This window comes from Streptomyces sp. PKA51 (assembly GCF_057552455.1).
This window is the reverse complement of record NZ_BAAJPZ010000009.1, coordinates 88,960-112,391: the sequence shown is the minus strand read 5'-3', so window position 1 is coordinate 112,391 and position 23,432 is coordinate 88,960. Positions and strand designations below refer to the sequence as shown.

The 23,432-nt window shown below is 74.8% G+C and carries 22 protein-coding genes and 2 tRNA genes; 5 read left to right on the top strand and 19 right to left on the bottom strand.

Annotated elements, in window-relative coordinates:
* Positions 1-23: 23 nt before the first annotated feature.
* From AC27L3_RS16160 to AC27L3_RS16140, 5 genes are all read right to left on the bottom strand, one after another.
* Positions 24-887 (bottom strand): cytochrome c biogenesis CcdA family protein, encoded by an 864-nt coding sequence (locus AC27L3_RS16160; protein ID WP_487234706.1) that lies wholly within the window; start codon positions 885-887, stop codon positions 24-26.
* On the bottom strand, positions 884-1,648 hold the full coding sequence (locus AC27L3_RS16155) for a DsbA family protein (protein WP_487234705.1): 765 nt from the start codon (positions 1,646-1,648) through the stop codon (positions 884-886). The genes AC27L3_RS16160 and AC27L3_RS16155 overlap by 4 nt, the downstream gene beginning before the upstream one ends.
* A gap of 78 nt (positions 1,649-1,726) precedes the next feature.
* Complete coding sequence (locus tag AC27L3_RS16150) at positions 1,727-2,131, bottom strand: hypothetical protein (protein WP_487234704.1); 405 nt, start codon at positions 2,129-2,131, stop codon at positions 1,727-1,729.
* An 86-nt stretch (positions 2,132-2,217) separates the two neighbouring features.
* Positions 2,218-2,291, bottom strand: a tRNA-Lys gene (locus tag AC27L3_RS16145).
* 98 nt (positions 2,292-2,389) lie between these two features.
* Positions 2,390-3,148 carry an IclR family transcriptional regulator gene (locus AC27L3_RS16140; RefSeq protein WP_487234703.1) on the bottom strand — a complete coding sequence of 253 codons (759 nt, stop codon included), beginning with the start codon at positions 3,146-3,148 and terminating at the stop codon, positions 2,390-2,392.
* Positions 3,149-3,331: 183 nt separating this feature from the next.
* Here AC27L3_RS16140 and AC27L3_RS16135 point away from each other — a divergent pair, with 183 nt between their 5' ends.
* Positions 3,332-4,432, top strand: a complete 1,101-nt coding sequence (locus AC27L3_RS16135; protein ID WP_487234702.1) for an LLM class flavin-dependent oxidoreductase — start codon at positions 3,332-3,334, stop codon at positions 4,430-4,432.
* A 193-nt stretch (positions 4,433-4,625) separates the two neighbouring features.
* Here AC27L3_RS16135 and AC27L3_RS16130 read toward each other — a convergent pair whose 3' ends face one another.
* Positions 4,626-6,341, bottom strand: a complete 1,716-nt coding sequence (locus AC27L3_RS16130) for a putative bifunctional diguanylate cyclase/phosphodiesterase (RefSeq protein WP_487234701.1) — start codon at positions 6,339-6,341, stop codon at positions 4,626-4,628.
* 508 nt (positions 6,342-6,849) lie between these two features.
* On the opposite strand from AC27L3_RS16130, the gene AC27L3_RS16125 reads away from it, so the two are divergent.
* A complete protein-coding gene (locus AC27L3_RS16125) occupies positions 6,850-8,085 on the top strand; it encodes a M6 family metalloprotease domain-containing protein (protein WP_487234700.1) in 1,236 nt (411 codons plus the stop codon).
* 65 nt (positions 8,086-8,150) lie between these two features.
* On the opposite strand, the gene AC27L3_RS16120 is transcribed toward AC27L3_RS16125, so the two are convergent.
* The 7 genes from AC27L3_RS16120 to AC27L3_RS16090 form a co-directional block, all read right to left on the bottom strand.
* Positions 8,151-8,224 (bottom strand) — tRNA-Lys (locus AC27L3_RS16120).
* Between the two features lie 56 nt (positions 8,225-8,280).
* Positions 8,281-8,928: a bifunctional DNA primase/polymerase gene (locus AC27L3_RS16115; RefSeq protein ID WP_487234699.1), complete on the bottom strand. Its 648-nt coding sequence runs from the start codon at positions 8,926-8,928 to the stop codon at positions 8,281-8,283.
* A 134-nt stretch (positions 8,929-9,062) separates the two neighbouring features.
* The gene (locus tag AC27L3_RS16110; protein ID WP_344434478.1) at positions 9,063-9,428 is read right to left on the bottom strand and encodes a hypothetical protein; all 366 of its coding nucleotides are present in this window, start codon (positions 9,426-9,428) and stop codon (positions 9,063-9,065) included.
* Positions 9,429-9,525: 97 nt separating this feature from the next.
* Positions 9,526-10,878 (bottom strand): AAA domain-containing protein, encoded by a 1,353-nt coding sequence (locus AC27L3_RS16105; protein WP_487234698.1) that lies wholly within the window; start codon positions 10,876-10,878, stop codon positions 9,526-9,528.
* Complete coding sequence (locus AC27L3_RS16100; protein ID WP_487234697.1) at positions 10,875-12,434, bottom strand: hypothetical protein; 1,560 nt, start codon at positions 12,432-12,434, stop codon at positions 10,875-10,877. Before AC27L3_RS16100 ends, AC27L3_RS16105 begins: the two co-directional genes overlap by 4 nt.
* 112 nt (positions 12,435-12,546) lie before the next feature.
* Positions 12,547-13,698 carry a hypothetical protein gene (locus AC27L3_RS16095; RefSeq protein ID WP_487234696.1) on the bottom strand — a complete coding sequence of 384 codons (1,152 nt, stop codon included), beginning with the start codon at positions 13,696-13,698 and terminating at the stop codon, positions 12,547-12,549.
* On the bottom strand, positions 13,619-14,602 hold the full coding sequence (locus AC27L3_RS16090; protein ID WP_487234695.1) for a phosphatase PAP2 family protein: 984 nt from the start codon (positions 14,600-14,602) through the stop codon (positions 13,619-13,621). Before AC27L3_RS16090 ends, AC27L3_RS16095 begins: the two co-directional genes overlap by 80 nt.
* Before the next feature lie 224 nt (positions 14,603-14,826).
* On the opposite strand from AC27L3_RS16090, the gene AC27L3_RS16085 reads away from it, so the two are divergent.
* Positions 14,827-15,420, top strand: a complete 594-nt coding sequence (locus tag AC27L3_RS16085; protein WP_487234694.1) for a histidine phosphatase family protein — start codon at positions 14,827-14,829, stop codon at positions 15,418-15,420.
* Positions 15,421-15,451: 31 nt separating this feature from the next.
* Here the strand turns inward: AC27L3_RS16085 and AC27L3_RS16080 are convergent, their stop codons facing one another.
* Positions 15,452-16,831 carry an NsdA family TPR-like regulatory protein gene (locus AC27L3_RS16080; RefSeq protein ID WP_487234693.1) on the bottom strand — a complete coding sequence of 460 codons (1,380 nt, stop codon included), beginning with the start codon at positions 16,829-16,831 and terminating at the stop codon, positions 15,452-15,454.
* 276 nt (positions 16,832-17,107) lie between these two features.
* Here AC27L3_RS16080 and AC27L3_RS16075 point away from each other — a divergent pair, with 276 nt between their 5' ends.
* Positions 17,108-17,593 (top strand): hypothetical protein, encoded by a 486-nt coding sequence (locus AC27L3_RS16075; RefSeq protein WP_487234692.1) that lies wholly within the window; start codon positions 17,108-17,110, stop codon positions 17,591-17,593.
* A gap of 30 nt (positions 17,594-17,623) precedes the next feature.
* On the top strand, positions 17,624-18,493 hold the full coding sequence (locus AC27L3_RS16070; RefSeq protein WP_487234691.1) for a spermidine synthase: 870 nt from the start codon (positions 17,624-17,626) through the stop codon (positions 18,491-18,493).
* Positions 18,494-18,554: 61 nt separating this feature from the next.
* On the opposite strand, the gene AC27L3_RS16065 is transcribed toward AC27L3_RS16070, so the two are convergent.
* The 5 genes from AC27L3_RS16065 to AC27L3_RS16045 form a co-directional block, all read right to left on the bottom strand.
* Positions 18,555-19,946: a GH1 family beta-glucosidase gene (locus AC27L3_RS16065; RefSeq protein WP_487234690.1), complete on the bottom strand. Its 1,392-nt coding sequence runs from the start codon at positions 19,944-19,946 to the stop codon at positions 18,555-18,557.
* A gap of 65 nt (positions 19,947-20,011) precedes the next feature.
* Entirely contained in the window at positions 20,012-20,851 is an 840-nt protein-coding gene (locus tag AC27L3_RS16060; RefSeq protein ID WP_487234689.1) for a carbohydrate ABC transporter permease, read from the bottom strand.
* A gap of 9 nt (positions 20,852-20,860) precedes the next feature.
* A complete protein-coding gene (locus AC27L3_RS16055) occupies positions 20,861-21,835 on the bottom strand; it encodes a carbohydrate ABC transporter permease (protein ID WP_487234688.1) in 975 nt (324 codons plus the stop codon).
* Entirely contained in the window at positions 21,832-23,154 is a 1,323-nt protein-coding gene (locus AC27L3_RS16050; protein ID WP_487234687.1) for an ABC transporter substrate-binding protein, read from the bottom strand. Before AC27L3_RS16050 ends, AC27L3_RS16055 begins: the two co-directional genes overlap by 4 nt.
* Complete coding sequence (locus AC27L3_RS16045) at positions 23,154-23,357, bottom strand: cold-shock protein (protein WP_487234686.1); 204 nt, start codon at positions 23,355-23,357, stop codon at positions 23,154-23,156. The genes AC27L3_RS16050 and AC27L3_RS16045 overlap by 1 nt, the downstream gene beginning before the upstream one ends.
* Between the last annotated feature and the right edge of the window lie 75 nt (positions 23,358-23,432).

The window sequence follows — 23,432 nt, the reverse complement described above, 5'->3', positions numbered from 1 at the left end:
CCCCGGCGCCGGAGTGCGCGCCGTCAGGACGGCCCGCCCGCTCCGCCGTCGCCGTCCCGCTGCTGCTCGGCGGGGTCGCGCCGCAGCGCGTACCGGGCCAGCAGGCCCGCGACGACCAGGGCGACCACGGCCAGCAGCGCGTAGTCGGGCACCGCGCCGCCCGCCCGCGTGGCGAGTTCCTGCAGACGGGAATCGGACGCGTCGTCCACCAGTCCGGGCAGCGCGGTCGTGCCGCCCCAGCCGAGGAAGAGCACCCCGATCCCGATGAAGAACAGCCCCGACAGCAGGGACGTGGTGTGCAGCCGCAGCCGGCCCAGCCGCAGCTCCCGGCCGCGCAGCCACGCCCGGCCGCCCAGCCGGAAGCGCTCCCAGAACAGGGCCAGCACGAACAGCGGCAGCGCCATGCCCAGCGCGTAGACGGCCAGCATCGAGGCGCCGTGCACCGGGTTGCCGTGCAGTGCCGTCATCGTCAGCACGGCGCCCAGGATCGGCCCGGCGCAGAAGCCGGCCAGCCCGTACACGCAGCCCAGCAGGAACGTGGAGGCCGCCGACGTCGGCGTGATCCGGCCCGCCGCCTGCTGCGCCCGCCGGGAGGCGAATCCCAGGCCGAGGATCTGGGCCGCGCCCAGCGCGATCACCGTCCAGCCGCCGATGGTGATCAGCAGCTCGCGGTGGCCGTTGAAGAGCCGGCTGGCGGTGGAGGAGGCCGCCCCCAGGGGGACGAGCGTGGTGGCGAGCCCGAGGTAGAACACGCAGGTACGGGCGAGCAGCCGGCCCGGCGTGGCCAGGGAGTAGGCGAAGAACGCCGGCAGCAGCAGTGCGCTGCACGGGCTGACCAGGGCGAGGACGCCGCCCAGGAAGGCGGCGAGGTAGCCGATGTCGGTCACCGGCCCGCCTTCCCGGATGCCGCGGCCGCCTCCTTCGCGGCCCTGGCCTGCGCGATGGCCGCCTCGAACTCCTTCAGCGGCTGCGCGCCCGCCAGCGGCCGGCCGCCGACGAGGAAGGAGGGCGTGCTCTGCACGCCCAGGGAGTAGCCCTCCTCCTGGTCCTTCTTCACGGCTGCCGCGGCCTCGTCGCTGCCCAGGTCGGCGCGGAACTTCTCCAGGTCGGTCACGCCCGCGGAGCGGGCCAGGTCGGCCAGCTTGTCCTCGGCCAGCGCGTCGCCCTTGCGGTGCTCGGCGAACAGCAGGTCGTGCAGTTGCCAGAAGCGGCCCTGCTTGCCGGCGGCCCAGGAGGCGCGGGCGGCCCGCTCGGAGTCCTTGCCGAAGATCGGGAAGTTGCGGAACTCGATGCGCAGGACGCCGGCGTCGACGTACTTCTTGATCAGCTCGGGCTGCGTCTCACGCGTGAAGCGGCCGCAGTAGGAGCACTGGTAGTCGGCCCATTCGACGAGCACGACGGGTGCGTCCGGCTTGCCGACGGCGAGCGCGTCGCCCTGCTTCCGGCGGCTGGTGGCCTGTTCGAGCTTGTCGTAGGTGGCCTGCTGCGGGTCGTAGGCCGGCTGCGGGTCGGCGGAGGCATGCGAGCCGGAGCCGCCGGAGGAACCCTTGCCGATGGCGATACCGGCGGCCACCAGGGCCACCAGGAGGGCGACTATGGCGCCCACGGCCGCCCACCGGCGGGAGAGCGTGGAAATGCGTGCGGACATGGGGAACGTGACTCCCTGGGTCGTACGGGATCTGGGCGTGCCGGAGCGCGGCCCGGCGGCGGGCCGCTGCAGGGCGGTCTAGATCCGTAGGACGGGGAGCGGGCCGGTGGCGCCGGCCGGGGGAGCGGGCGGGGCGCGCACGCCCCCGGTCCGCGGCGCCCGGTCCTGCGCCACGGTGCCGCGGGCACCGGCCGGGCAGGTGACGGGATCGGCGTGCGGGGCGGCGACGGCCGCCTGGATGCCGCCCGGCGGGGCGTCCTGCTGACGGCAGGAGCCGCCGGGGGAGGAGGTGTCCGCGCGGAGGTCCGCCACGGGGACGGCCTCGGGGGTACGGACCGCGGAGGCGGCCCGCGCCGTGGCGGGCCCGCCGGAAGCGCCTGCGCCGGGCGCGGCCGCGCCGGCGAGGGGCGCGAGGACGACGGCCAGGAGGAGCAGGAGCACGGCGAGCGGGGCAGGGCGCTGCCACTGTGCCGTGGGCGACACGCGCTGCTCCTTTCCGTGGGTGTCCGCTTCTGCGGCCGTACTACGGCGAAGGCCCCCACCGTGTGGTGAGGGCCTTCGTCTGTCTGTGCGCCGCCAGGGACTCGAACCCCGGACCCGCTGATTAAGAGTCAGCTGCTCTAACCAACTGAGCTAGCGGCGCCTGCTGACAGAGAAAACTCTACCTGATGTCCGGGGGTGCTCCGAACCACCTGTCCCACCGGCCCCGCGCGCCCCGGTCCGCTCAGGGCTTCGCGCGGCTCACAGCGCCATGGACAGCAGCAGGGGCGCGGCGTGCCGGCTGAGCGTCTCCGCCGCCTCCCGCAGCCGGTGCGCGTGTCGCACCGGCAGGGACAGCGCCAGGGAGCCGACCGAGCGCCCCGCGGTCATCGGGACCGCCGCGCACACGGTGCCCACCGCGTACTCCTGCAGGTCGAGCACGGGCACGCTCGCCGGGTGCGCGTCCAGCTTGCTGAAGAGCACCTTCTCGTTGGTGATCGTCCGGGAGGTCAGGCGCGCCGTGCGGTGCCGGGAGAGGTGGTCGCGCCGGCCGTCGTGGTCGAGCTGGGTGAGCAGGCACTTGCCCAGCGCGGTGGCGTGGGCGGCCGCCCGGAAGTCGACCCATTCGTTGACCTTGGGGGTGCGCGGGCCGTCCGCGTACTGCGTGATGCGCAGCTCGCCGTCCACATAGCTGCTGAGGTAGACGGCCGCGCCGACCGTGTCGCGCAGCTTCGACAGCGAGTGCTGCAGCTTGCGCTCCAGCGCGGTCTTGCGGTCGTACCCGGCGCCGAGCAGGACCAGGGCCTCGCCCGTGACGTAGCCGCCGTCGCCGGTGCGCCGCACGTACTGCTCGCGGCGCAGCATCGTCAGCAGGCGGGCCAGGTGGGTCGCGGGCAGCCCGGTCTCGCGGGCGAGCTGGGCCTCGTCGATGCCGCCGGTGTGCCTGGCGACCGTCTCCAGCACGCGCAGGGCGTGCTGGACCGCGTGGAACGGTGCGGTCGGCTCGTGCCTGAGCGCCACGGTCTCCCCCTAGCGGTTACCTGTGGGTGTACCTCCGCCCACGATAAGGGCGAACCTGCCGCTCACGAGAGGGACTTGACGGGATCGGGATGCGGCCGGAATAAACGGAGAGACGCTCCGGTTGAACACCGGCCGAGCCCACCGGCTCGCAGGCACAGGCGTTCATCAAGGAGGCGGGCCACCGTGGCCGACGTACAGGACGACACCATCCGCGCGACGGCGCTCGGCAGCGCCCCCGTGCCCCTGTCCGTACTGGACCTGGCGACCGTCGGCACCGGCCGCACCGCCCACCAGGCCCTGGGCACCACCGTCGAGCTCGCCCGGCTCGCCGAGCGGCGCGGCTACCACCGCTTCTGGGTCGCCGAACACCACTCCATGCCGGGCGTGGCCAGCTCCTCCCCGGCCGTGATCCTCGCCCACCTCGCAGCCCGCACCGAGCGCATACGCCTCGGCTCCGGCGGGGTGATGCTGCCCAACCACGCGCCCCTGGTGATCGCCGAGCAGTTCGGCACCCTGGAGGCGCTCGCCCCCGGGCGCATCGATCTGGGACTGGGGCGCGCACCCGGCACGGACGGCGCCACCGCCGCCGCCCTGCGCCGCCGGGACCGGCCCGCCGAGGGCGCCGACGAGTTCCCCGAGCAGCTCTCGGAGCTCACCCGCTTCCTCGACGACGACTTCCCCGACGGCCACCCCTACGCCCGCATCCACGCCGTCCCCGGCCCCGTCCAGGGCCGGGTGCCCGGCGGGGTGCAGCGCGCCGACCGGCCGTCCATCTGGCTGCTCGGCTCCTCCGGCTTCAGCGCCCGCCTGGCCGGGCTGCTGGGCCTGCCGTTCTCCTTCGCGCACCACTTCTCCTCGGCAAACACGCTGCCGGCGCTCGAGCTCTACCGCGAGTCCTTCCGGCCCTCGGCCGTGCTCGACCGCCCCTACGCCAAGATCGGCGTGCAGGCGCTGGCCGCCGACGACCCCGCCGAGGCACGCCGGCAGGTCCTCACCGGGGCGCTGTCGATGCTGCGCCTGCGCACCGGCCGGCCCGGCCTGGTGCCGTCCCCGGAGGAGGCCGAGAGCCACGCCCTGGGCCTCGCCGAGCAGGAGTTCGTCGCCGACTGGCTGCGCAACGTGGTCTACGGCACGGCCGACCAGGTGCGCGAGGGGCTGGACGCGCTGGCGAAGCGGACGGGCGTGGACGAGCTGATGATCACCGCCAACGTCCATGGCCCGCAGGCCCGGCTGCGCAGCTACGAGCTGATCGCCGACGCATACGGCCTCCCGGCCGGCCGGTAGCCCGCGCCGGACGGGGGCGGCCCCGCGCCAGGTCGTGTCCGGCGGATCACGCAGTGCCCCGTAAGGGGCGCGGGGAACTGCGCGATCGGCCCGCGACGGCCCGCAGCCGACACGCCACCCCGCCGCCTGCGGGCGCGTCGTGGCCGGTCGCGCCCACGCGGCGGCAGCCGCAGATCGGCACAGCCCCGCGCCCCTACGGCCGGACGCCGGTGCTCAGCAGCGCCGAGATGCGGTCCGCCGGCACCGGGCGGGAGTAGAACCAGCCCTGCCCGGTGTCGCACCCGATCCGCCCCAGCCGCTCCGCCTGCTCCGCGCTCTCCACGCACTCCGCCGTCACCGTCAGGCCCAGCCGGTGCGCCAGCTGCACCAGCGCCTCCACGATCGTCTCGTCCGCCGGATTGGGGTGCTCCTCGGCGCGGAAGCCGTGGACGAAGGATCCGTCCAGCTTGAGCGTGGAGACCGGCAGACGGCTGAGGTAGGCAAGATTGGAATAGCCGGTGCCGAAGTCGTCGATGGCGATGGCCACGCCCATGTCGCTGAGCGCCTGCAACTGCTGCAGCGGCCGCCCGGCCGAACCCATCACCGCCGACTCCGTCAGCTCCAGCTGCAGCAGGCTCGCCGGCAGCCCGGTCTCGGCGAGGATGCCGGCCACGTCGGCGACGAGGTCGGAGTCCCACACCTGACGCACCGCCACGTTCACGCTGACCACGAGCGGTTCGCCGGGGTGGTCCAGCTGCCAGCGGCGGGCCTGGCGGCAGGCGGTGGCCAGCACCCAGCGCCCCAGCGGCACGATGGCGCCGGTCTCCTCGGCCAGCCCGATGAACCGGTTGGGGCCCAGCGTGCCGAACTGCGGGTGCCGCCAGCGCACGAGCGCCTCGACCCCGCGCACGACGCCGTCGCCGAGCCCCACCAGCGGCTGGTACTGCAGGTCGAACTCCTCGCGTTCGACGGCCGGCCGCAGGGTGTTCGACAGCGTCTGCCGGGTCATGCGGTGGGCGTTGCGCTCGGGGTCGAAGAGCGTCCAGCGGGCCTTGCCGTCCGCCTTCGCCCAGTACAGCGTGGTGTCCGCGGCCTGCATCAGCTCGGTCGCATGCGTCCCGGCGCACGGGCGCTCGACGACCCCGATGCTCGCCGAGACCGCCAGGTGCTGGCCCGCCACCTCGAACGGGCGGGCGAGCGCGCTCTGCACGGCACCGGCGAGGTCGATCAGCTGTTGGGTGCCCGTGGAGTCCTCCACCATCAGGGCGAACTCGTCCCCGCCGAGCCGGGCCACCAGGTGGCCGCCGGGCGCGGCGCACTCGGTCAGCCGCCGCGCCACCGCGGTCAGCAGCCGGTCGCCGGCCCGGTGGCCGAGCGTGTCGTTGACGGCCTTGAAGCCGTCCAGGTCGAGGTAGCACAGCCCGATCCGGCCGCTGCGCCGGGGACGTTCGCCGGCCGGTACGGCCTCCGGGGCGGCCGGTGTCCGCGGCGCGGCCAGCGCACCGGCCAGGCGTTCGAAGAACAGGCTGCGGTTGGGCAGCCCCGTGACGGGGTCGTGCATCCGCAGGTGCCGCAGCCGGGCGCGCAGGTCGCGGCGGTCGGTGATGTCGGCCACGGACAGCAGTGCGGTGCGGGTCTCGGGCAGCGGGGTCACGGTCACCTCCGCCCACAGCCGTCCGCCGCCGGCTTGTCTGAGCCTGCGCGTGCAGTGCAGGCTCTCGCGGCGGCCGAGCAGCACCTCCCGGTAGGCGCTCCACAGCCGCAGGTCGTCGCGCAGCCCGGTGAACTCCGCGGCGGGGCGCTCCCGCAGGTGCTCCGGATCGGTGCCCAACAGGGCGGCGAGGGCGTCGTTGGCGATGCGTACGAGGCCGTCGCTGCCGACGACGGCCATGCCGAGGCGCGCGGCTCGGAAGGCAGCGCGGAATTCCATCGAAGTGACGTTACGTTGCGTGACGACTGGTGGCTCCGAATCGGGCGTTCCGTCCCGGCCGTCGAGTGCTCCGCTCAACGCTCGCTCCCGCGTGGCATCGGTTCCGCACGGATCCCCGTGCGGGTGTCGTGTGTCTCGTACGCGTGGTGGAAAAGGCGGCAAATGGCCGCCTGTAGGGGGATTCCGTGCTGGAAGTGTGGCGAGCATAGAGCCCGCGCAGGGACCGTTCCAGCGGCCCGGCCGCGAGGGGCGGTGCCGCAGGCAGGGTCCCGACCGATTCCGTCCGTCCGTGAGCGCGTGTGCACCGTCGTGCCCGGGACTGCTTGGCAAATCTTCTTGATTGTCTTCCTCGATTGACCGTCCGTGACTGAGTGTGATGTACCCAGAAGTCGGCTTAGTCACTCGACTGGGGTAGTGAAACGGGGCATAACACCGCAAATAACAAGAGGGTGGGTGAGGTCTCCCAATTCCGTCCCCGGAGGTCGACGTGGTGCGTCCGCTGACACCCATGGGAGTGGACCCGCTGCGGCCCCGCCGCCCGCAGCGGTCCCGGCTGCGCCGCGCGGGCGCGGTCCTGACCAGCCTGTGCGCCATCGCCACGACCATCGCCGCGGCCCCGGCGCACGCCACCGGCCCGGGCGGCCCCTGCGCGCTCCCGCGCAGTCAGGCGCACCACTCCGAGGGCCTCGACACCTGGAACCCGGACTACCCGCGCCCCCTCGGCCGCCTCGACGCCGTCATGATCTTCCTGTCCTTCCCGGACTCCCGCCCCGTGGTGACCCCCGAACGGCTCGCCGCCGACCACTTCCCCGGCACGTCGCGCTTCTTCGAGCGCGCCTCCTACGGGCGCTTCACGCTGCGGGTGCACCCCCTCAAGCGGTGGCTGCGCATGCCCCGGCCCTCCGGCGAGTACCACATACAGCGCGACTGGGACGGCGAGCGGCGCTCGGCCTATCTGCGCGACGCCGTCGCCGCCGCCGACAAGACGGTGGACTTCCGCCACTTCAACCTCGTCTACCTCGTCGCCGACCCCGACGCCCCCGGCGTCGACTCGGACGCGACCAAGGTCGTCAACCTGGAGGAGCCCCTGCGTGTCGACGGCACCGAGCTGCAGCGCGTCGTCACCGTCTTCGAACACCACCCGCCCGACCGCAACGTCCTGGCCCACGAGACCGGCCACGTCCTGGACCTGCCCGACCTGTACCACCGGCCCACCGACGGCAAGGGCGACTGGGACACCCATGTCGGCGACTGGGACATCATGGGCAGCCAGTTCGGGCTGGCCTCCGAGCCCTTCGCCTGGCACAAGTGGAAGCTGGGCTGGCTCGGCCCCCGCCAGGTCCACTGCGTCAGCAGCTCCGGCAGCACCCTGCACACCCTGCAGCCGCTGGAGTCGCCCATGCGCGGCGGCGCGGACGGCCGGACCCGGATGGTGGTCGTGCGCACCGGCGCGGCCAGCGCCATCGTCGTCGAGGCGCGCACCGCCAACGGCAACGACGCCGGCACCTGCACCGAGGGCGTGCTCGTCTACCGGGTGCGCAGCGACACCGCCTCCGGCAGCGGGCCCATCCAGGTGCTGGACGGCCACCCCGCCGGCCACGCCTGCTGGGGCGAGTCCGTCTACCCCCCGCTCGCGGACGCCCCGCTGGGCGCGGGGGAGTCCCTGGAGGCGGACGGGGTACGGGTCGAGGTGCGCGGCCGCGCGCCCACCGGCGCCTGGAACCTGAAGGTCACCCGAGGGTGACGCCCGGCACCCGGACCGCATACGCAGAAGGCCCCCACCGCACGGTGGGGGCCTTCTGCTGTCTGTGCGCCGCCAGGGACTCGAACCCCGGACCCGCTGATTAAGAGTCAGCTGCTCTAACCAACTGAGCTAGCGGCGCCTGCTGACGTGGAAGACTTTAGCACCCCGATCCGGTGGAAAGAAAATCCGTATGTTTCAGCGGGTGGGACGCGTGGGTACAGGGCCTTCTCCCGCGGCCCGCAGACACGCCCACAGCAGCACGTCCGCGCCCGGCAGCCACGGGCGGCGGACCTCCGGGGCCACCAGCCAGCGCGCGGCCGCCGGCCCGTCCTCCCCGCCCGCGGGGAACGGCGGCGGCACGGTCACCGCGTCGCCCGTGCCGTAGTACAGCAGCGACGGCGCGCTGCGGCCCGTACGGCTCCACTCCTCCCAGGCCAGCAGCGCCGGCAGGCGCTGGGCCGTGCCCGGCGCGGCGAACAGCAGCAGCCTGCCCCGGTGGGCGGCCACCGGGCCGGACCCGGGCGCGCCGGGCGACCACAGGCGGTCCAGCATCCGGCGGCCGAAGAGCACGGGCGCGTCGATCACGTCGAAGACGGTGCCGCAGGGCAGCTCCACCGGGGCGCCGGGATGATGTGCCCACAGCGTGTGCACCCGGTGCGGGAAGCGGTCCGCGGAGGCCAGCCAGTCGATGCCCGCCAGCGTGACGAAGGCACCCTGCGCCCGCGGACCGGCGCCGGTGCGGGTGCCGGTGCCCCGGGCAGGGGGCCGGTGATCGGGGGTGCGACGGGCCGGGGAGGGAGAGGGGGAGGGGACGGGGTGCGGTAGGTACGACCGGGTGCTCATGGCCCCATCGTCGGGGCCCCGCCGGGGTGCCTTCGGGGTACTTCCCGGAATTCGGGACAGGGCCCCGGAGCGTGCGCTACTTTGTGCGCCGCATATGCCAACGGCCCATGGTCGGGGACCACGGGCCGTACGGGTCACTCGGCGGCGGCGCTGCCCCGCAGCAGGTCACGGCCGAACTCGACCATCTTCTTGGTGTAGTCCTCGCTCCACTCGGCGCGCGCCGCGATCACCGCCATCGGCAGCCGGTCGAAGCGCCGGGGATCGGCGAGCTGAGCCGCCGCCACCGCCTGGAACTCCATCGCCCGGTCCGCGGCCGCCCGGAAGGCCAGTGCCAGCTCCGTGGAACGGGTCAGCAGCTCACGCGGATCCTCGATCGACTCGAGGTCGAAGAAGTGCTCGGGGTCGGCGACGGCCTCGGGCGGCTCGAAGAGCAGCTGCGCGGGCTTCAGGCGGCGCGGGGCACTGCCCTGCGCGCCGGGAGCCTGCTTCGGCTCGCACATGTACATACCTCCACAGATTCGTCTGCACCGCCATCCATTGTCCTGCCACGCGCAAGTGCGCCCCCACTTCTCCCGCGCGCGCTGCCGCGGCCCGCGATCACGGCTGCCAGGCGATGCGGTGTTCGGCGAGGTGGGCCAGGACCGCATGGTTCGCCTCCCAGCCGTCGGGGAACTTCACCGTCACGCCCAGCTGGACCGGCTCCGTCGAGGGGTGCTCGTCCAGGAGGCGGTCCACGCCGGCGCGGCAGACCACGATGCACGCGTGGCGGTGGCGCGAGGCCAGGACGCACAGGCGGCCCGTCTCCAGGTGGAACGCCGTCGCGTCCGGGCGGCCCGAGAGGGGGTGCAGGACCACCGTCACGTCGAACTCGCGGCCCTGCAGACGGTTCGCCGTGTCCACCGTCACCCCGCTCGCGCCCAGGCCGGCCAGGGCCGCCCGGACGGCCGCCGCCTGGTCGCGGTGGGCCGTGCCCACCGCGATGCGGTCGGCCGTCAGGGGCGCCGGGTCCAAGGAGCGCTCGCTGGTCACCGCGCCGCCGCGGTCCAGCAGGCGGCGCACCACCAGGGCCACCGCACCCACCGCCTCGGGGTCCGTGCGCGGCGTGTGCCGGGCCGGCAGCTCCAGCAGGCCCCAGCCCGAGGCGGCCGCCTCGTCCAGCACCCGGTCCGGGCCCGTGCCGTCGGAGGGCACGCCGAAGGCCAGCCGCCGCTCGCCGTGGCCGGTGCCGCTGCGGAACGGCGTGTACGGGTAGAACGCGTCCGACACCAGCGGAGCCGCCGACGCCGGCAGCCGCCAGGACACCGGCAGCCGGTGCTGCGGCAGCGACGGATTGTGGGCGAGCAGCGTGCTGACGGCGCTCGCCGACGGGTCGTACGACAGCCCCGCCCACTGCTCCGCGGCGACCTGGCTGAACGGGTCCAGCTGGCCGGGGTCCCCGACGAACAGGGCCCGCTCGAACAGCCCGGCCACGGCCAGCAGCGCATCCGAGCGCATCTGGTAGGCCTCGTCGACGATCGCATGGCCCCACGGCTCGGCGACCTTGGTGTGCGCCCACTTGGCGGCCGTGGAGACCACCACCTCCAGCCCGGCCAGCTCGGCCGCCTTCGCCGAGGTGACCACCGAGGCGAGGCCGTCGAGGGCGGGGTCGTAGGCGCCCTTGTCGTTGCTGTGCAGCCGGCCCACCGGCAGGTCGGGGTCCTCCTTCGCCAGCCGCAGGACCAGGTCGTCGACCTGCGCGTTCGTCTGGGCGACGATCATCAGCCGACGGCCGGCGGCGGCCAGCTCCCGGGCCGCCCGGACCACCAGTGTCGACTTGCCGGCGCCCGGCGGGGAGTCCACCACGACGCCGCGGTGCGGGCCGTGCAGGGTGTCGTGCAGGATCGCGTCCGTGGCCGCTGCCGCCGCCCGTGCGGGGTCGAAGACGCGGCCGTGCGCCGTGCGTACGGTCACAGGTAGTCCTCCGGGGTCACGGGATCGGGGCCGCCCGCCGGTCCGCCCGCGGGGCCGTCCGGCGGGCCGCCGTGGGTCCACGGCGTCTCCTCGGGGTCCGGCAGCTCGGGCCCGCCGCGCGGCGCGTGCTCGAAGAGCGTCCAGCACACGCTCTCGCCCGGGACCGGCACCGAGCCCTCCTCGGGCACCTTGCCGCGCCCCATCCCGCCGGTCAGCCGCACGGTGATCCCGCTCGTCGGCTCGTGGTACGCCACGAACTCGGCCGGCTGGGACCGGCCGCTGCCGTCCGGCAGGACGCGGTACACCCGGGCGCCGTCCGCCAGGTGCGGGGCGTCGTCGGTGTGCAGGGTCACCAGCGGCCGCGGCCGCGGCACCTTGGCCTCGGTGTACTCCATGACCACTGCGGTGACCTCGCCCGCGAACGCCTCCCCGGCCAGCCGCCGCTCGGCCATCACCAGGGCGTCGTCCAGCGCCTCCTGGGCGTGCAGCTGCGCCTGGGCCGTCTCGCGGGAGGCGAGCTTGCGGGCGGCGGTCACCGCGTCGTCCCGCCGGGGCTGCGGGGGCTCGCCGGCGCGCAGCCGGTCGCGGTGGGCGGTGTACGACCAGCGGTCGCGCTTCCAGCGCTCGGCCACGTGCGCCCCCTCGGGCAGGGCGCGCAGCAGGTCCAGACCGTGCCAGACGGCGTCCCAGGTGGGGCGCAGCTGGCCGGCCAGCAGATCGCGTATCTCCCGCTCGGCGGCGGCCAGCCGCTCCCGCGCCGCGGCGGCCTGGTGCGGGGCGGCCTCCAGCAGCCGGCCGCGGGCGGTGTCGTAGCGGGCGACGGCGGGGCCGAGGAGCTTGTTGTCGAAGACGGGGTCGGTGGCGGGGCCGGCCGGGGGCTGCCGCAGCAGCCCGTCCGGGCCGCGCTCGGTCTCGGCGCGCAGGGCGGCCTCGGCGCCCGTCGTGCCCTCGGGCGGGTCGATCCAGGCGAGCAGGGCGCCCAGGTGCTGGTCCTCCAGGACGCTCTGGCCGGTGGCCCAGTGCCGGCCCAGGACCTGGGTCATGGCCAGCAGCAGCGAGGAGCCCGGCACCCGTGCGCGCTCGCCGTAGTGGGTCAGCCAGCGGCCCAGCAGCGGCACCCGCGGCGGGGCGGGGTGGGGCGTGTCGGGGTCCTGCTCGGCGGTGCGGCGAAAACGCATCGAGCGGCCGAGCAGACGGACGTACTCCACGGCCGCGGCACCGGGCACGAGCAGCTGCGGGGCATCGGCGCACAGCTCCGAGTCGGGCTCGGTCGCGTCGAGGTGCTCCTCGATGTGCGGCAGCAGCGCGTCGGCCAGCTCGGCGAGGAACGCCGAGCGCAGGTCGCGGTCGCGCGGCTGGGGCACGATCAGCAGCCGCGGGGCGTCGCGGTCGGTGCCCACCATGGCGCCCAGCGGCGCGCCGGCCTCGCCGGCGGTGGTCAGGGGGACGAGGACGAGCGGGCGCCCGGCGAGGTGCCGGTGGCGCACGGTGGCCAGCGGTGTGGCCCGTCCCTCCCGGACGGCCTCCAGGCGCGCGAGCGTACCGATCAGCGACATGCGGCCTCCTTGCGCGAGATCGGCCACGAGCGGTCCGCACCCGATGCACCCGGCCCCGCCGCCCCAGGGGCGCGGGGAACTGCGGGATCGGCCACGAACGCCCCGCAGCCGCTCATCGGGCGGCTCCCGCCAGTGCCTCCGCCCGCAGCGCCGCGGCCCTCCGCAGGGCCGCCACCGTCGGGTCGGCCGCGTCGCCCTGCTCGCCGCGCGCGGCGGCGAGCACCGAGCCGACCGTGGTCAGCCCGCCCAGCTCGCCGCGCACACCGCGGCCGAGCGCCTGCACGCAGCCGCTCGCCCGGGCCGAGGCGCGGCAGTGGAAGGCGAGCTCGCAGGCGGCCAGGCACTCGGGTGCGTAGGCGGCGGGGACGGCGTCGAGGGCCTCGGTCAGCTCGCCGGCCGGGCGGCTCACGTCGAAGCTGGTGCCGTCGGGCAGCGCGGCGGCGATCTCCTCGACCCCGGTCAGCCGCGTGAGCTGGCGGCGCGTGGTGGCGCGCTGCTTGCGCAGGTCGACCAGGGCGGCGGTGGGGAGGTTGGAGAAGTCCTTCGGGCACACGAGCAGGGCCTGGGAGCGCACGGTCGCGCCCTCGGTGTGTCCGGCGACGGCTTCGAGGGCGAGGGCGTAGACGGCGGCCTGCCGGGCGGCGGCGCCCACCTTCGCGGAGTCGGCGGCGCCGTCGATCATGGGGAAGGACTTGATCTCGACGACCGTCCACTCGCCGCCGGGGCGCACGACGATCGCGTCCGGCTCCAGGTAGGCGGGCGTGCCGGCGACGGGCAGGGCGAGCATCGGGTGGTCGAGCACCGCCCAGCCGCCGGCGGCGGTGGCCTCGCGCAGGGCCAGGGCGGTGCGGGCCGTGCGGCCCTCGGGGCCGGCGGCGGTGAGGTCGGGGGCGCTCACGGCGCCGGTGGCGGGCGGCTCGGAGCCGTCGGCGAGCCGCTCGTGCAGCAGGCGGGCCAGCTCCGCGCCGCCGTCGGCCTTGACGCGGGCCTCGAAGGAGTGACCGCGCATGAAGGCGAACTGCGACTGGCCGAAGCCCGAGGGCGCTCCCAGGGCCCGGGCGAGGGCGGCCTTGTCGACGCCCGCGCCGTCGAGCAGGGCGCGGCGGTGGCAGCCGGGGTTGGCGGCCAGGGCGGCGAGTGCGCGGGCGTCGAGCGGCAGCGGTGGCACCGCCGGGCCGCGCAGCTCAGCGAGCCGCGCTCGCAGCGCCTTCGGTGCGGGTGTCTCCGGCCTCGCCCCGGGCCGGCTGTCGGGGGAACTGGTCACTGGCGTCCGCCTCGCGAAGTGTCTGTGGCGCCTGCGCCGCCACGCCCGCTCCGGCGGGGGAGCCGGACGGGGTCGCGCCGGTGGGCGCTGTACCCGCCGAAGTCTCCCACCCGCCACTGACATTCGCGGCCGTCCCGGCCGCCGGCGTGCCGGTGAGCCGGGCCCGGATCCGGTCGGCCAGGCGCAGGGCGCGGGGGGCGAGCAGGTAGCCGGTGCCCATGACGGCGGCGCCGGCGAGGGCGTCGAGGAAGTAGTGGTTGGCGGTGCCCATGACGACGAGGGCGGTCAGCAGGGGGTAGCCGATGCCGGCGACCTTGGCCCACAGGGAGCGGCCGTGGCGCCACAGGACGACGCCGCACCACAGGGCCCAGCCCACGTGGAGGCTCGGCATGGCGGCGTACTGGTTGGTGAGCCCGCCGAGTCCGCGCGGGGCGCTGGCCTCGGCGCCCCACCAGCCGTACGAGGAGTACTGGCGCATGGTGTCGATGAAGCCGTAGGCGTCGTCGAGCAGCCGGGGCGGGCAGGTGGGCAGCAGGGTGAAGCCGATGAGGCCGATGAGGGTGGAGAGCATCAGCCAGGTGCGCAGCCGGCGGTAGTGGCCGGGGCGGCGCCGGAAGAGCCACACCAGCAGCGCCGGTGTGACGAGGTAGTGCAGCGAGGCGTAGGCGAAGTCGGCGGGTATGCCGAGCGACGCGTGCTCGGTGAAGAACCGGTTGAGCGGGTGCTCGAAGTTGATGCGAAACGTTTTTTCAAGGTCGAGTATGCGCAGGCCGTGATCCACGGCGTCCTGCTGATCACCTCGGGCGAGGAGCCGGCCGGCCGAGTAGAGCCCGTACACCACGGCTATCAGTGGCAGTTCGGTCCACCAGCGCGGCCGCTTCTCCAGCGGGGCGGTGCGGTACATCCGGACGGCTCTCCATCGGTTCAGGCGACATCTTCAGGCGACCCATGAGCGCGCAAGCAACCAACCGTACGGTGTACGCCACATTGCTCGCACACCGCCCCACGACTTCACGGGAGCCACAGAGCGCGGTCCGGGAGACGCCGCAGGTGGCCGCAGGGTTGCCCGGAAGTGACGTGAGTGATGATGGAGACGCACGTCGTCTCACATCCCGGAGGGGCCGAACCATGGCACCGCGCATCCTGCTGGCCCGGCACGGGCAGACCGAGTGGTCGCTGTCCGGCAAGCACACCGGCCGCACGGACATCCCGCTCCTGGACGAGGGGCGGCGCGGCGCCAAGCTCCTCGGCGAACGACTGCACCGCGCGCCCTGGGACGGCCTGCCGGGCCTGGACGTGCGCACCAGCCCCCTGCTGCGCGCCAAGGAGACCTGCGACCTGGCCGGCTTCGGCGACCGGGCCACCCCCTGGGACGCGCTGCTGGAGTGGGACTACGGCGCGTACGAGGGCATGACCCCCGCCGAGATCAAGGCCGGTCGCCCGGACTGGCTCATCTGGCGCGACGGCGTCCCCGAGGGCGAGACGATCGCGCAGGTCAGCGCGCGGGCGGACGAGGTCGTGGCCTGGGCCCGGTCGGCCGACCGCGACGTGCTGGTCTTCGCCCACGGCCACATCCTGCGCACGATCGCCGCCCGCTGGCTGGGCGAGGACGCCTTCTTCGCCTCCCGCATCCGCCTGGCCCCGACCTCCCTGTCCGTGCTGGGCTGGGCGTACGGCGCGCCCGCCCTGGAGCGCTGGAACGACACCGGCCACCTCGACTGAGGGCCGGGCCGGCCGGGCGGTGAGGCGTGTCTCACACCGCCCGGGCGGTCGTCCCGTGGCGGGTCAGGAACGAGGCCACCGCCGGGTCGGCCGCGTGCCGGCGCAGCATCCGGCCCGTCGTGGCGAGCATCGAGCTGATCCGCGCCGAGCGCACCTGGTCCAGGTGACCCAGCGCCCGCTCGCCCGCGGCCGCCGCCGCGTCCGGCGCGCCCCCGCGGGCCAGGTCGCCGGCGAGCTGCGAGGTGTACAGCGCGATGTTCCGCGCGAAGTGCGGATCCTGCAGGGCGACCGCGCACCGCGCGTGCTCCACGGCCCGGCGCCAGTCGCCGAGCACGGACCAGCACTGGGCCTCGAGGAACTCCAGCTCCGCCTCGCCGAAGAAGCTCATCCACTCCGGGTCGTCCTCGGCCGCCCCGTGCGCGAACAGCGTCCGGGCGCGCAGCAGGGCCTCCTCGGTCGCCGCCCGGTCGCCCATGCCCGCCAGGCCGCCCGCCTCCCGCAGGGCCAGCAGGGACATCAGCCGGTGCGAGCCCAGGGCGCGCCCGGCCTGCTGCGCGGCCTGGGCGGCGCGGACCGCCTCGCGGGGCCGGCCGGCGTCCCGGGCGAGGAAGGACATGTTGCAGAACGCGTGCGCCTCCAGGCCCGCGTCCCCGGCGACGCGGGCGGTGGCCAGCGCCTCGGCGTAGTGGGAGCGGGCGTCGGTGAAGCGGCCCGAGTCGTGGGCCAGCCAGCCGACCGAGACGGCCAGCTCGCCCGCGCCCCGGTGCAGCCGGTCGGCCACCGAGCGCCGCCGGGTCTCGGCGTCCAGCAGCTCGTAGGCCGCCTGCAGCGGGCGGGCCGCGCGGCGGTAGAGGCCGTCGGCGCCGTGCCGGTCGTCGAGCAGGCGGATGCGCCGCACCGCCTGCTCGACGGCGCGGGCCTCGGCCTCGCCGGCGTGGCGGGGGCCGGGACCCCCCGGGGCCGGACCGCCCAGGGAGGCGGCGGCCAGGGCGGCCGGTCCGGAGGTCATGAACGCGCGACGCAACACGTCGCTCTCCTCGTCGTTCTCGGTGGATCTCTCCGCCGCCCCGGGGGTACGGCTTTCGGCGGGGCTCTCTGTTGGACCGGACGGCGCGGAGCCCTTCTTGCGCGCCCCCCGGCCGCGCACGCTCTCGCGCGGCGCGAAGCCCATGTCCGCCGGTTCCCGGCCGGGGAACATATGCCGGAACACTCGCTCGTAGGCGTAGTTGGGGCAGCGGATCTCCCCCGACTCCACGCGCCCGACGTAGCGCGCGTCACACGAGACGTGCTCACCGATCTCGCGCGCGGCCCGGCGCACCGCCGCCGCGAACTCCCCTGGTGAGAGCTGTCCGCGCAACTGCCGGAACTTCGCGTTCGGGCGGGGTGACGGGGACTGGTGGGGCGGCGCCATGGCGGACCCTCTCCCTGGCGAGCCGCCCCGGGACGCTCCCCGGAGGCGGCGGCTGTGCTTGCCGTACGGCGTGATGACCGTACCGGCTGTGACGGGCCCACTATTGGGGGTCCGGTGGGGGAATTGGCTACAAACTGGATATCCCACCTGTCATCCGCCATGAACTGCCATCCTTTGCGGCGGCATGTCGCCGTAGCCGTTGACGCATCTCGGCCGTTGAACCAGTGAGCGTGAGTGCGCTCGACGCTAAGGGCACGGCGTGAGGAGGGGTTTCCCGTGGTGGAGGCCGGAGTGGACATCGGCGGCTCAGGGACGACGGCACTGCAGCACCGGCCGCGCCAGGACCACGGCCCGCGCCCGGCGCCCGGCGGCGACCCGGCACAGGAGCGCACTGCCCAGCAGGACGCCGACGGCCGGCCCTGCGACCTCGTCACCGTGCCGGCCCGCCAGGGCCTGGAGGCGGTCGACATCCTGCGGCTGCGCGACGGCGTCGGGCCCGTCCTGCACGACGGCGACTGCGACACCCTCGGCTTCCTCGTCCCGCCCGGCACCGCCGACGCCTGGGACCTGCCCGGCAGCGCCTGCACCCAGACCTACGCCCACGCCCTGCCCGCCGGCATCCCCGCCGACCCGCCCGTGCGCGGTGCCGGCTGGCTCGTCGCCCCCGAGGCCGCCTACGCCGCGGCCACCGACCCCGTCGTGCTGCGCGCCGCCCTCGGCGAGGCGGCCCGCACCATCGAGGCCGTGGACCGCTGCCGCTGAGCCGCTTTGGGCACCGGCGATACTGGAGGGGTGGCGAAGGGCAGACGCAAACAGGAGCGCGGGCGCGCGGCAGAGGCGATATCCGCGCAGGTGGCGGGCGGTCTCGCCGAGCTGGTCCCGGACCGTGACCGCCCCCGCGCCCGGACGCTGCTGATCGACGGCGCCCCGCAGTCCCACGTCGACCCCGACGACCCGGCCCACCTCGACTTCGCCTACCAGCGCCGGCTCGGGCACATCGCCGACCTCGTCGCGCCCCCGGGCCGGCCGGTGCAGGCACTGCACCTGGGCGGCGGCGCGTTCACCCTCGCCCGGTACGTCGCCGCCACCCGCCCCCGCTCGACCCAGCAGGTCGTCGAGATCGACGCCCCCCTCGTGGCGTTCGTCCGGGCCGAGCTGCCGTTCGACCCCGCCTGGCGCATACGGGTGCGCGGCGGCGACGCCCGCGAGGGGCTCGCCAAGATGCCCGACGGCTGGGCGGACCTGATCATCGCCGACGTCTTCAGCGGTGCCCGCACCCCCGCCCACCTGACCAGCACGCAGTTCGTCGGCGAGGTCCGCCGGGCGCTGCGCCCCGGCGGCTTCTACGCCGCCAACCTCGCCGACGGGCCGCCGCTGGCCCACCTCAAGGCCCAGATAGCCACCGTGCGCACCGTCTTCCCCGAGGTGTGTCTGACCGCCGATCCGGCGGTCCTGCGCGGACGGCGGTTCGGCAACGCCGTCCTGCTCGCCTCCGACCGGCCGCTGCCCCTCGCCGACCTCACCCGCAGGGCCGCCACCGACCCGCACCAGGGCCGGGTCGAACACGGCCGGGAACTCGACGACTTCACCGGTGGCGCCGCCCCGGTGGACGACGCCGCCGCCCGGCCGTCCCCGGCGCCCCCGCCCTCGGTCTTCGAGTGACGCTGCGTCAGCCGCATCAGCCGCATCAGCCGCATCAGCCGCATCAGCCGTGTCAGCCGCGTCAGTCCGGCCGTCCGGTGCGGGCGACGCGGGCGTACCACCGGGCGCTCGACTTGGGGATGCGGGCCTGCGTGGCGTAGTCGACGTAGACCATGCCGAAACGCTTGTCGTAGCCGTAGGCCCACTCGAAGTTGTCCAGCAGCGACCACAGGAAGTAGCCGCGGACGTCGGCGCCCTCCGCCAGCGCCCGCAGCACTGCCTGGAGATGAGCGCGCACATAGGCAATGCGCTCCGGGTCGTGCACCTGCCCGCCGGCGTCCGGCTTGTCGTCGTACGCCGCCCCGTTCTCGGTGACGTACAGGGGCAGGCCGGGCCTCTCACGGGTGAAGCGCATCAGCATCTCGTGCAGGCCGGTGGGGTCCACGGCCCAGTCCATCGCCGTGCGCTTGCCGGGCGGCTGGTGGAAGACCACCCGCTCGGCGCCCGGCCAGGGCGAGGGCCCGCCACGCGCCGGGGGGTCGTTGTCAGTGGCGGCTGATACGACTGTGGGGGCGTAGTAGTTCAGGCCCAGCGCGTCGAGGGGGTGCTCGATGACGTCGGTGTCGCCGTCGCGGACGAAGGACCAGTCGGTGATCCGCCGCGTGTCCGCCAGCAGGTCGGCGGGGTACGCGCCGTGCAGCAGGGGCCCGGTGAAGATACGGGTGGCCAGCGCGTCGATGCGCCGCTGAGCGTCGAGGTCGGCGCACGAGCCGGTGCGGGCCCGCACGACACCGGGGTTGAGGGTCACCGACAGCCGGGCGGTGGCCGGCAGCACGGTGCGCAGCGCGCCGGCGGCCAGCCCGTGGGCCAGGTTCAGGTGGTGCGCGGCGCGCAGCGCCGCCGCCGGATCCTGCCGGCCGGGCGCGTGCACGCCCGCGGCGTAGCCCAGGAAGGCACTGCACCAGGGCTCGTTGAGGGTGCTCCACAGTCCGACCCGGTCGCCGAGCGCCTCGCCGACCAGGTGCGCGTAGTCGGCGAAGCGCAGCGCCGTCTCGCGTGCGGGCCAGCCGCCGGCCGCCTCCAGCTCCTCGGGCAGGTCCCAGTGGTAGAGGGTGACCACGGGCCGGATGCCGTGCGCCAGCAGGTCGTCGGTCAGCGCCCGGTAGAAGTCGAGGCCGCGCGGGTTCGCCGGGCCCCGGCCGGTGGGCTGGACGCGCGGCCAGGAGACGGAGAAGCGGTAGGCGCCGAGACCGAGGTCCGCCATCAGCTGCACGTCCTCGGCCCGCCGGTGGTAGTGGTCGCAGGCCACGTCGCCGGTGTCGCCGCCGTGCACCCGGCCGGGCGTGCGGCAGAAGGCGTCCCAGATGGAAGGGGTGCGCCCGTCCTCCCGGGCCGCGCCCTCGATCTGGTACGCGGCGGTGGCGGCGCCCCACAGGAAGCCGGGGGGAAAGCCGGGCGGTCGGGTCACGGTCATGGGCGAGCCCTCCTGGGGGAGAGACGGGCAAGGAGGAGTGAGGACGGTGGGGGGCAGTGCACGGTTCAGCCCTTGAGGGCGCCCTGCATGACGCCGCCGACGATCCGGCGGCCGCACAGGACGAAGACCAGCAGCAGCGGCAGGGTGCCCAGCAGGGCCCCGGCCATCACCACCGCCTGGTCCGGCACGTAGCCGCGGCCGAGACCGGTCAGGGCCACCTGCACGGTGGGGTTCTCCTGGGTGAGGGCGATCACGGGCCAGAAGAAGTCGTTCCACGCCTGGACGAAGGTGAGCATGCCCAGCACCGCCATCGCCGGCCGGGCAACGGGGAAGACGATGTGCCACACCATCCGCGGGCTGCTCGCGCCGTCGACCCGGGCGGCCTCCAACAGTTCGGTGGGCAGCGCCTGCAGCAAGTACTGGCGCATGAAGAAGACGCCGAAGGCGCTCACGAGCGCCGGCAGCACCACCGCCTGCAGCCGGTCGGTCCAGCCCAGCCGGGACAGCAGCAGGAACAGCGGCACGACGCTCAGCTGCGGCGGCACCATCATCGTCCCCACCGTCAGGGCGAGCAGCGCCCGCCGGCCGCGGAAGCGCAGCTTGGCGAAGGCGAAGCCGGCCAGGGTGCAGAAGAACACCGTCCCCAGTGCAACCGTCCCCGCGACGAGGGCCGTGTTGCCCAGTGCCCGCCCCACGTTCGCCTCGGTCCACGCCGTCCGGAGGTTGGCGGGCAGCCGGCCGCCGAACCACAGTGGCGGTGGCGTGCGGGCCAGTCGGCCGTCGTCCCCCGAGGCGGCGACGGCCGTCCACAGCAGCGGCAGGAGCGAGCCGGCGGTGCACACCACCAGCACGGCGTACGCGAGGGGCCCGGCGCGCGGCCGGCCCCGTGGGGCGCTCCCGGTCACCCGCCGCCCTCACCGGTCCGCGCGCAGCCGGCGCGCCAGGAGCCCGCCCGCGCCCGCGATCAGCACCATCAGTAGGAACATCGTCCAGGCGACGGCCGCCGCCCGGCCGAGGTGGTAGTCGAACCAGCCCTGCTCGTACAAGTACAGCCCCAGGGTCTGGTACTGGTGCGAGGCGCCGCCCTTCTGCCCCGCCGCCCCGCCGAACAGCAGCGGTTCGCCGAAGAGCTGCGTGGCCCCGATCGTGGACACCACGACCGTGAACAGGATCGTCGGCCGCAGCGCCGGGACGGTGACGTGGCGGAACTGCTGCAGGCGCGAGGCGCCGTCCAGCGCCGCCGACTCGTACAGCTCGTCGGGCACCGCCTGCAGGGCGGCCAGGTAGATCAGCGCGTTGTAGCCCGTCCACCGCCAGACGACGATCGAGGAGACCGCGCACCGCGCGCTCCAGGTGCCGTTCTGCCAGTCCACCGGACCGACGCCGATCGCGTCGAGCGCCCAGTTGACCATGCCGTGGTCCCGCCCGAAGAGCAGCACGAACACCAGCGAGGCGGCGGCGACCGACGTGGCGTACGGGGTCAGCAGCGCGACCCGCCAGAACGTGGCGGCGCGCAGCCGGAGGTGGAGCAGATGGGCCAGGCCCAGCGCCATCAGCAGCTGCGGCACGGTCGAGAGCACACCGATGGTGACGGTGTTGCGCAGGGCGTTCCAGAAGAAGTCGTTGCCCAGCAGCCGGGCGTAGTTGTGCAGTCCCACCCACTGCGCGCGGTCGGGGGAGGTCAGCTCCACCCGGTGCAGCGAGGCCCAGCCGGTGTACAGGAGGGGGAAGAGTGCGAATGCTGCAAAAAGGAGGAAGAAGGGGGCGACGAGGACGTACGGGCTCCAGCGTGCGTCCCACCGGTGGGCCCGGCCGCCGCGGACGGCGGCCTGCCGCGGGCGCTGCCGGGAGGGCGGCGCGCCCTCCAGGACGGGGGCGGTGGCCGTCATGCGTCCACCGCGTTCTCGATCTCCTTCTGCGCCGCCCGCCAGCCGGCCCCCGGGGATCTGCCCTGCTGCTCGACCTGGGGAATGCCCACGTCGGTGAACGCCAGCCCGATCTGCTGCTCCCGCGGCCCGAAGACCAGGGTGGGCACGCCCCGCGCGGCCGCGGTGAAGATCGCTCCGATGGGCGCGTCGCCGAAGTACGGGTTCCGGGCGCCCCGCACCTCCGGCAGGTCGTAGGCGGCGGGGGTGGAGGGGATGGCGGCCTGTCGCCGGAAGAGCCGGGCCTGCTGGGCGGGCGCGGTGAGCCAGACCGCGAGGCGCACCGCCTCCGCCCGGTGCCGGGCGGCCTTCGGCACACCGATGAAGGAGCCGCCCCAGTTGGCGGGCCGGGGAGCCGCGGCCACGTCCCACTTGTCGCGCCCGGCGGGGCCGGACTTCTCCTTGATGTAGGCGAGCATCCACGGCGGGCAGGCCACCGTGGCGAAGCGCCCGTTCGCGTACGCCTGGTCCCAGCCCTTGTCGAACTGCCGCAGCCGGGCCGTCAGCCCGTCGCGCACCGCCCCCATCGCCAGCTCCCACGAGGCCCGCACGGCCGGGCTGGTCCCTGCGACCAGGCGGCCGGAGGCGTCGTAGTAGCGCTCGGCGTGGCCGTGGAGCGCGGCGTTGTAGAGCCCGGCCGCCGAGTCGGTGAAGACCGTGCCGGCCGGGGCCCTGCGCCGGTAGGCCCGGCCCACGGCGAGGTAGCGCCGCCAGTCGCCGGCCCACAGCCGGCCCACCGCCTCCCGGTCCGCCGGCAGGCCGGCCCGGCGGAAGAGGTCCTTGCGGTAGCAGACGGCGAGCGGGCCGATGTCCGTGCCGAGGCCGATCGTGCGGCCGTCCCGGGCGGTGGCCTGGGCCCACTTCCACGGCAGCCAGTCCGCCCGGTGCACACCGGGGGCCCGGGAGAGGTCCTCGAAGAGCTCGCCGCGCTCCTCGGCCAGCTCGTGGACGGTGCCCACCTCCATCGCCTGGATGTCGGCCAGGCCGCGGCCGGCGGCGAGGTGGGTGAGGAGCTGGGGGTAGTAGACGTCGTTCCGCGCGATCACGTGTTCCTTGATCGTCACGTTCGGGTGCAGCCGCTCGTACTCCTGGTAGAGGCCGGCCTGCCGGTAGCCGAAGACGCCGAAGGTGCCGACGGTGACCGTGGTCCGCCCGGCGGCACGGCCCCGGCCGGCGCCGTCCCCCGAGCAGCCGTCGAGCACGCTCATGCCCAGCACGAGCAGGGCGGCGACGACCAGCAACAGGGCCCGGCGCCGCACGGCTCCGCTCGACCAGGAGGGCATCAGTCGGGAACGACCTGCTCCGCCTGCGGGCCCTTGGCGCCCTGCACGATCTCGAATCTGACGTGGTCGCCCTCGGCGAGGGACTTGAAACCCGCCCCCTGGATCGCCGAATAGTGGACGAAGACGTCGGGGCCGTTGTCGTCCTGCTGGATGAAGCCGAACCCCTTCTCGGAGTCGAACCACTTCACGGTGCCTGTAGCCATCGGTCATGACCCTTCGTCCGGTGCCGCCACTTCAGCTTTCCCCGAACGGGCGGCAGACGTTCCCCGTCCGCCACC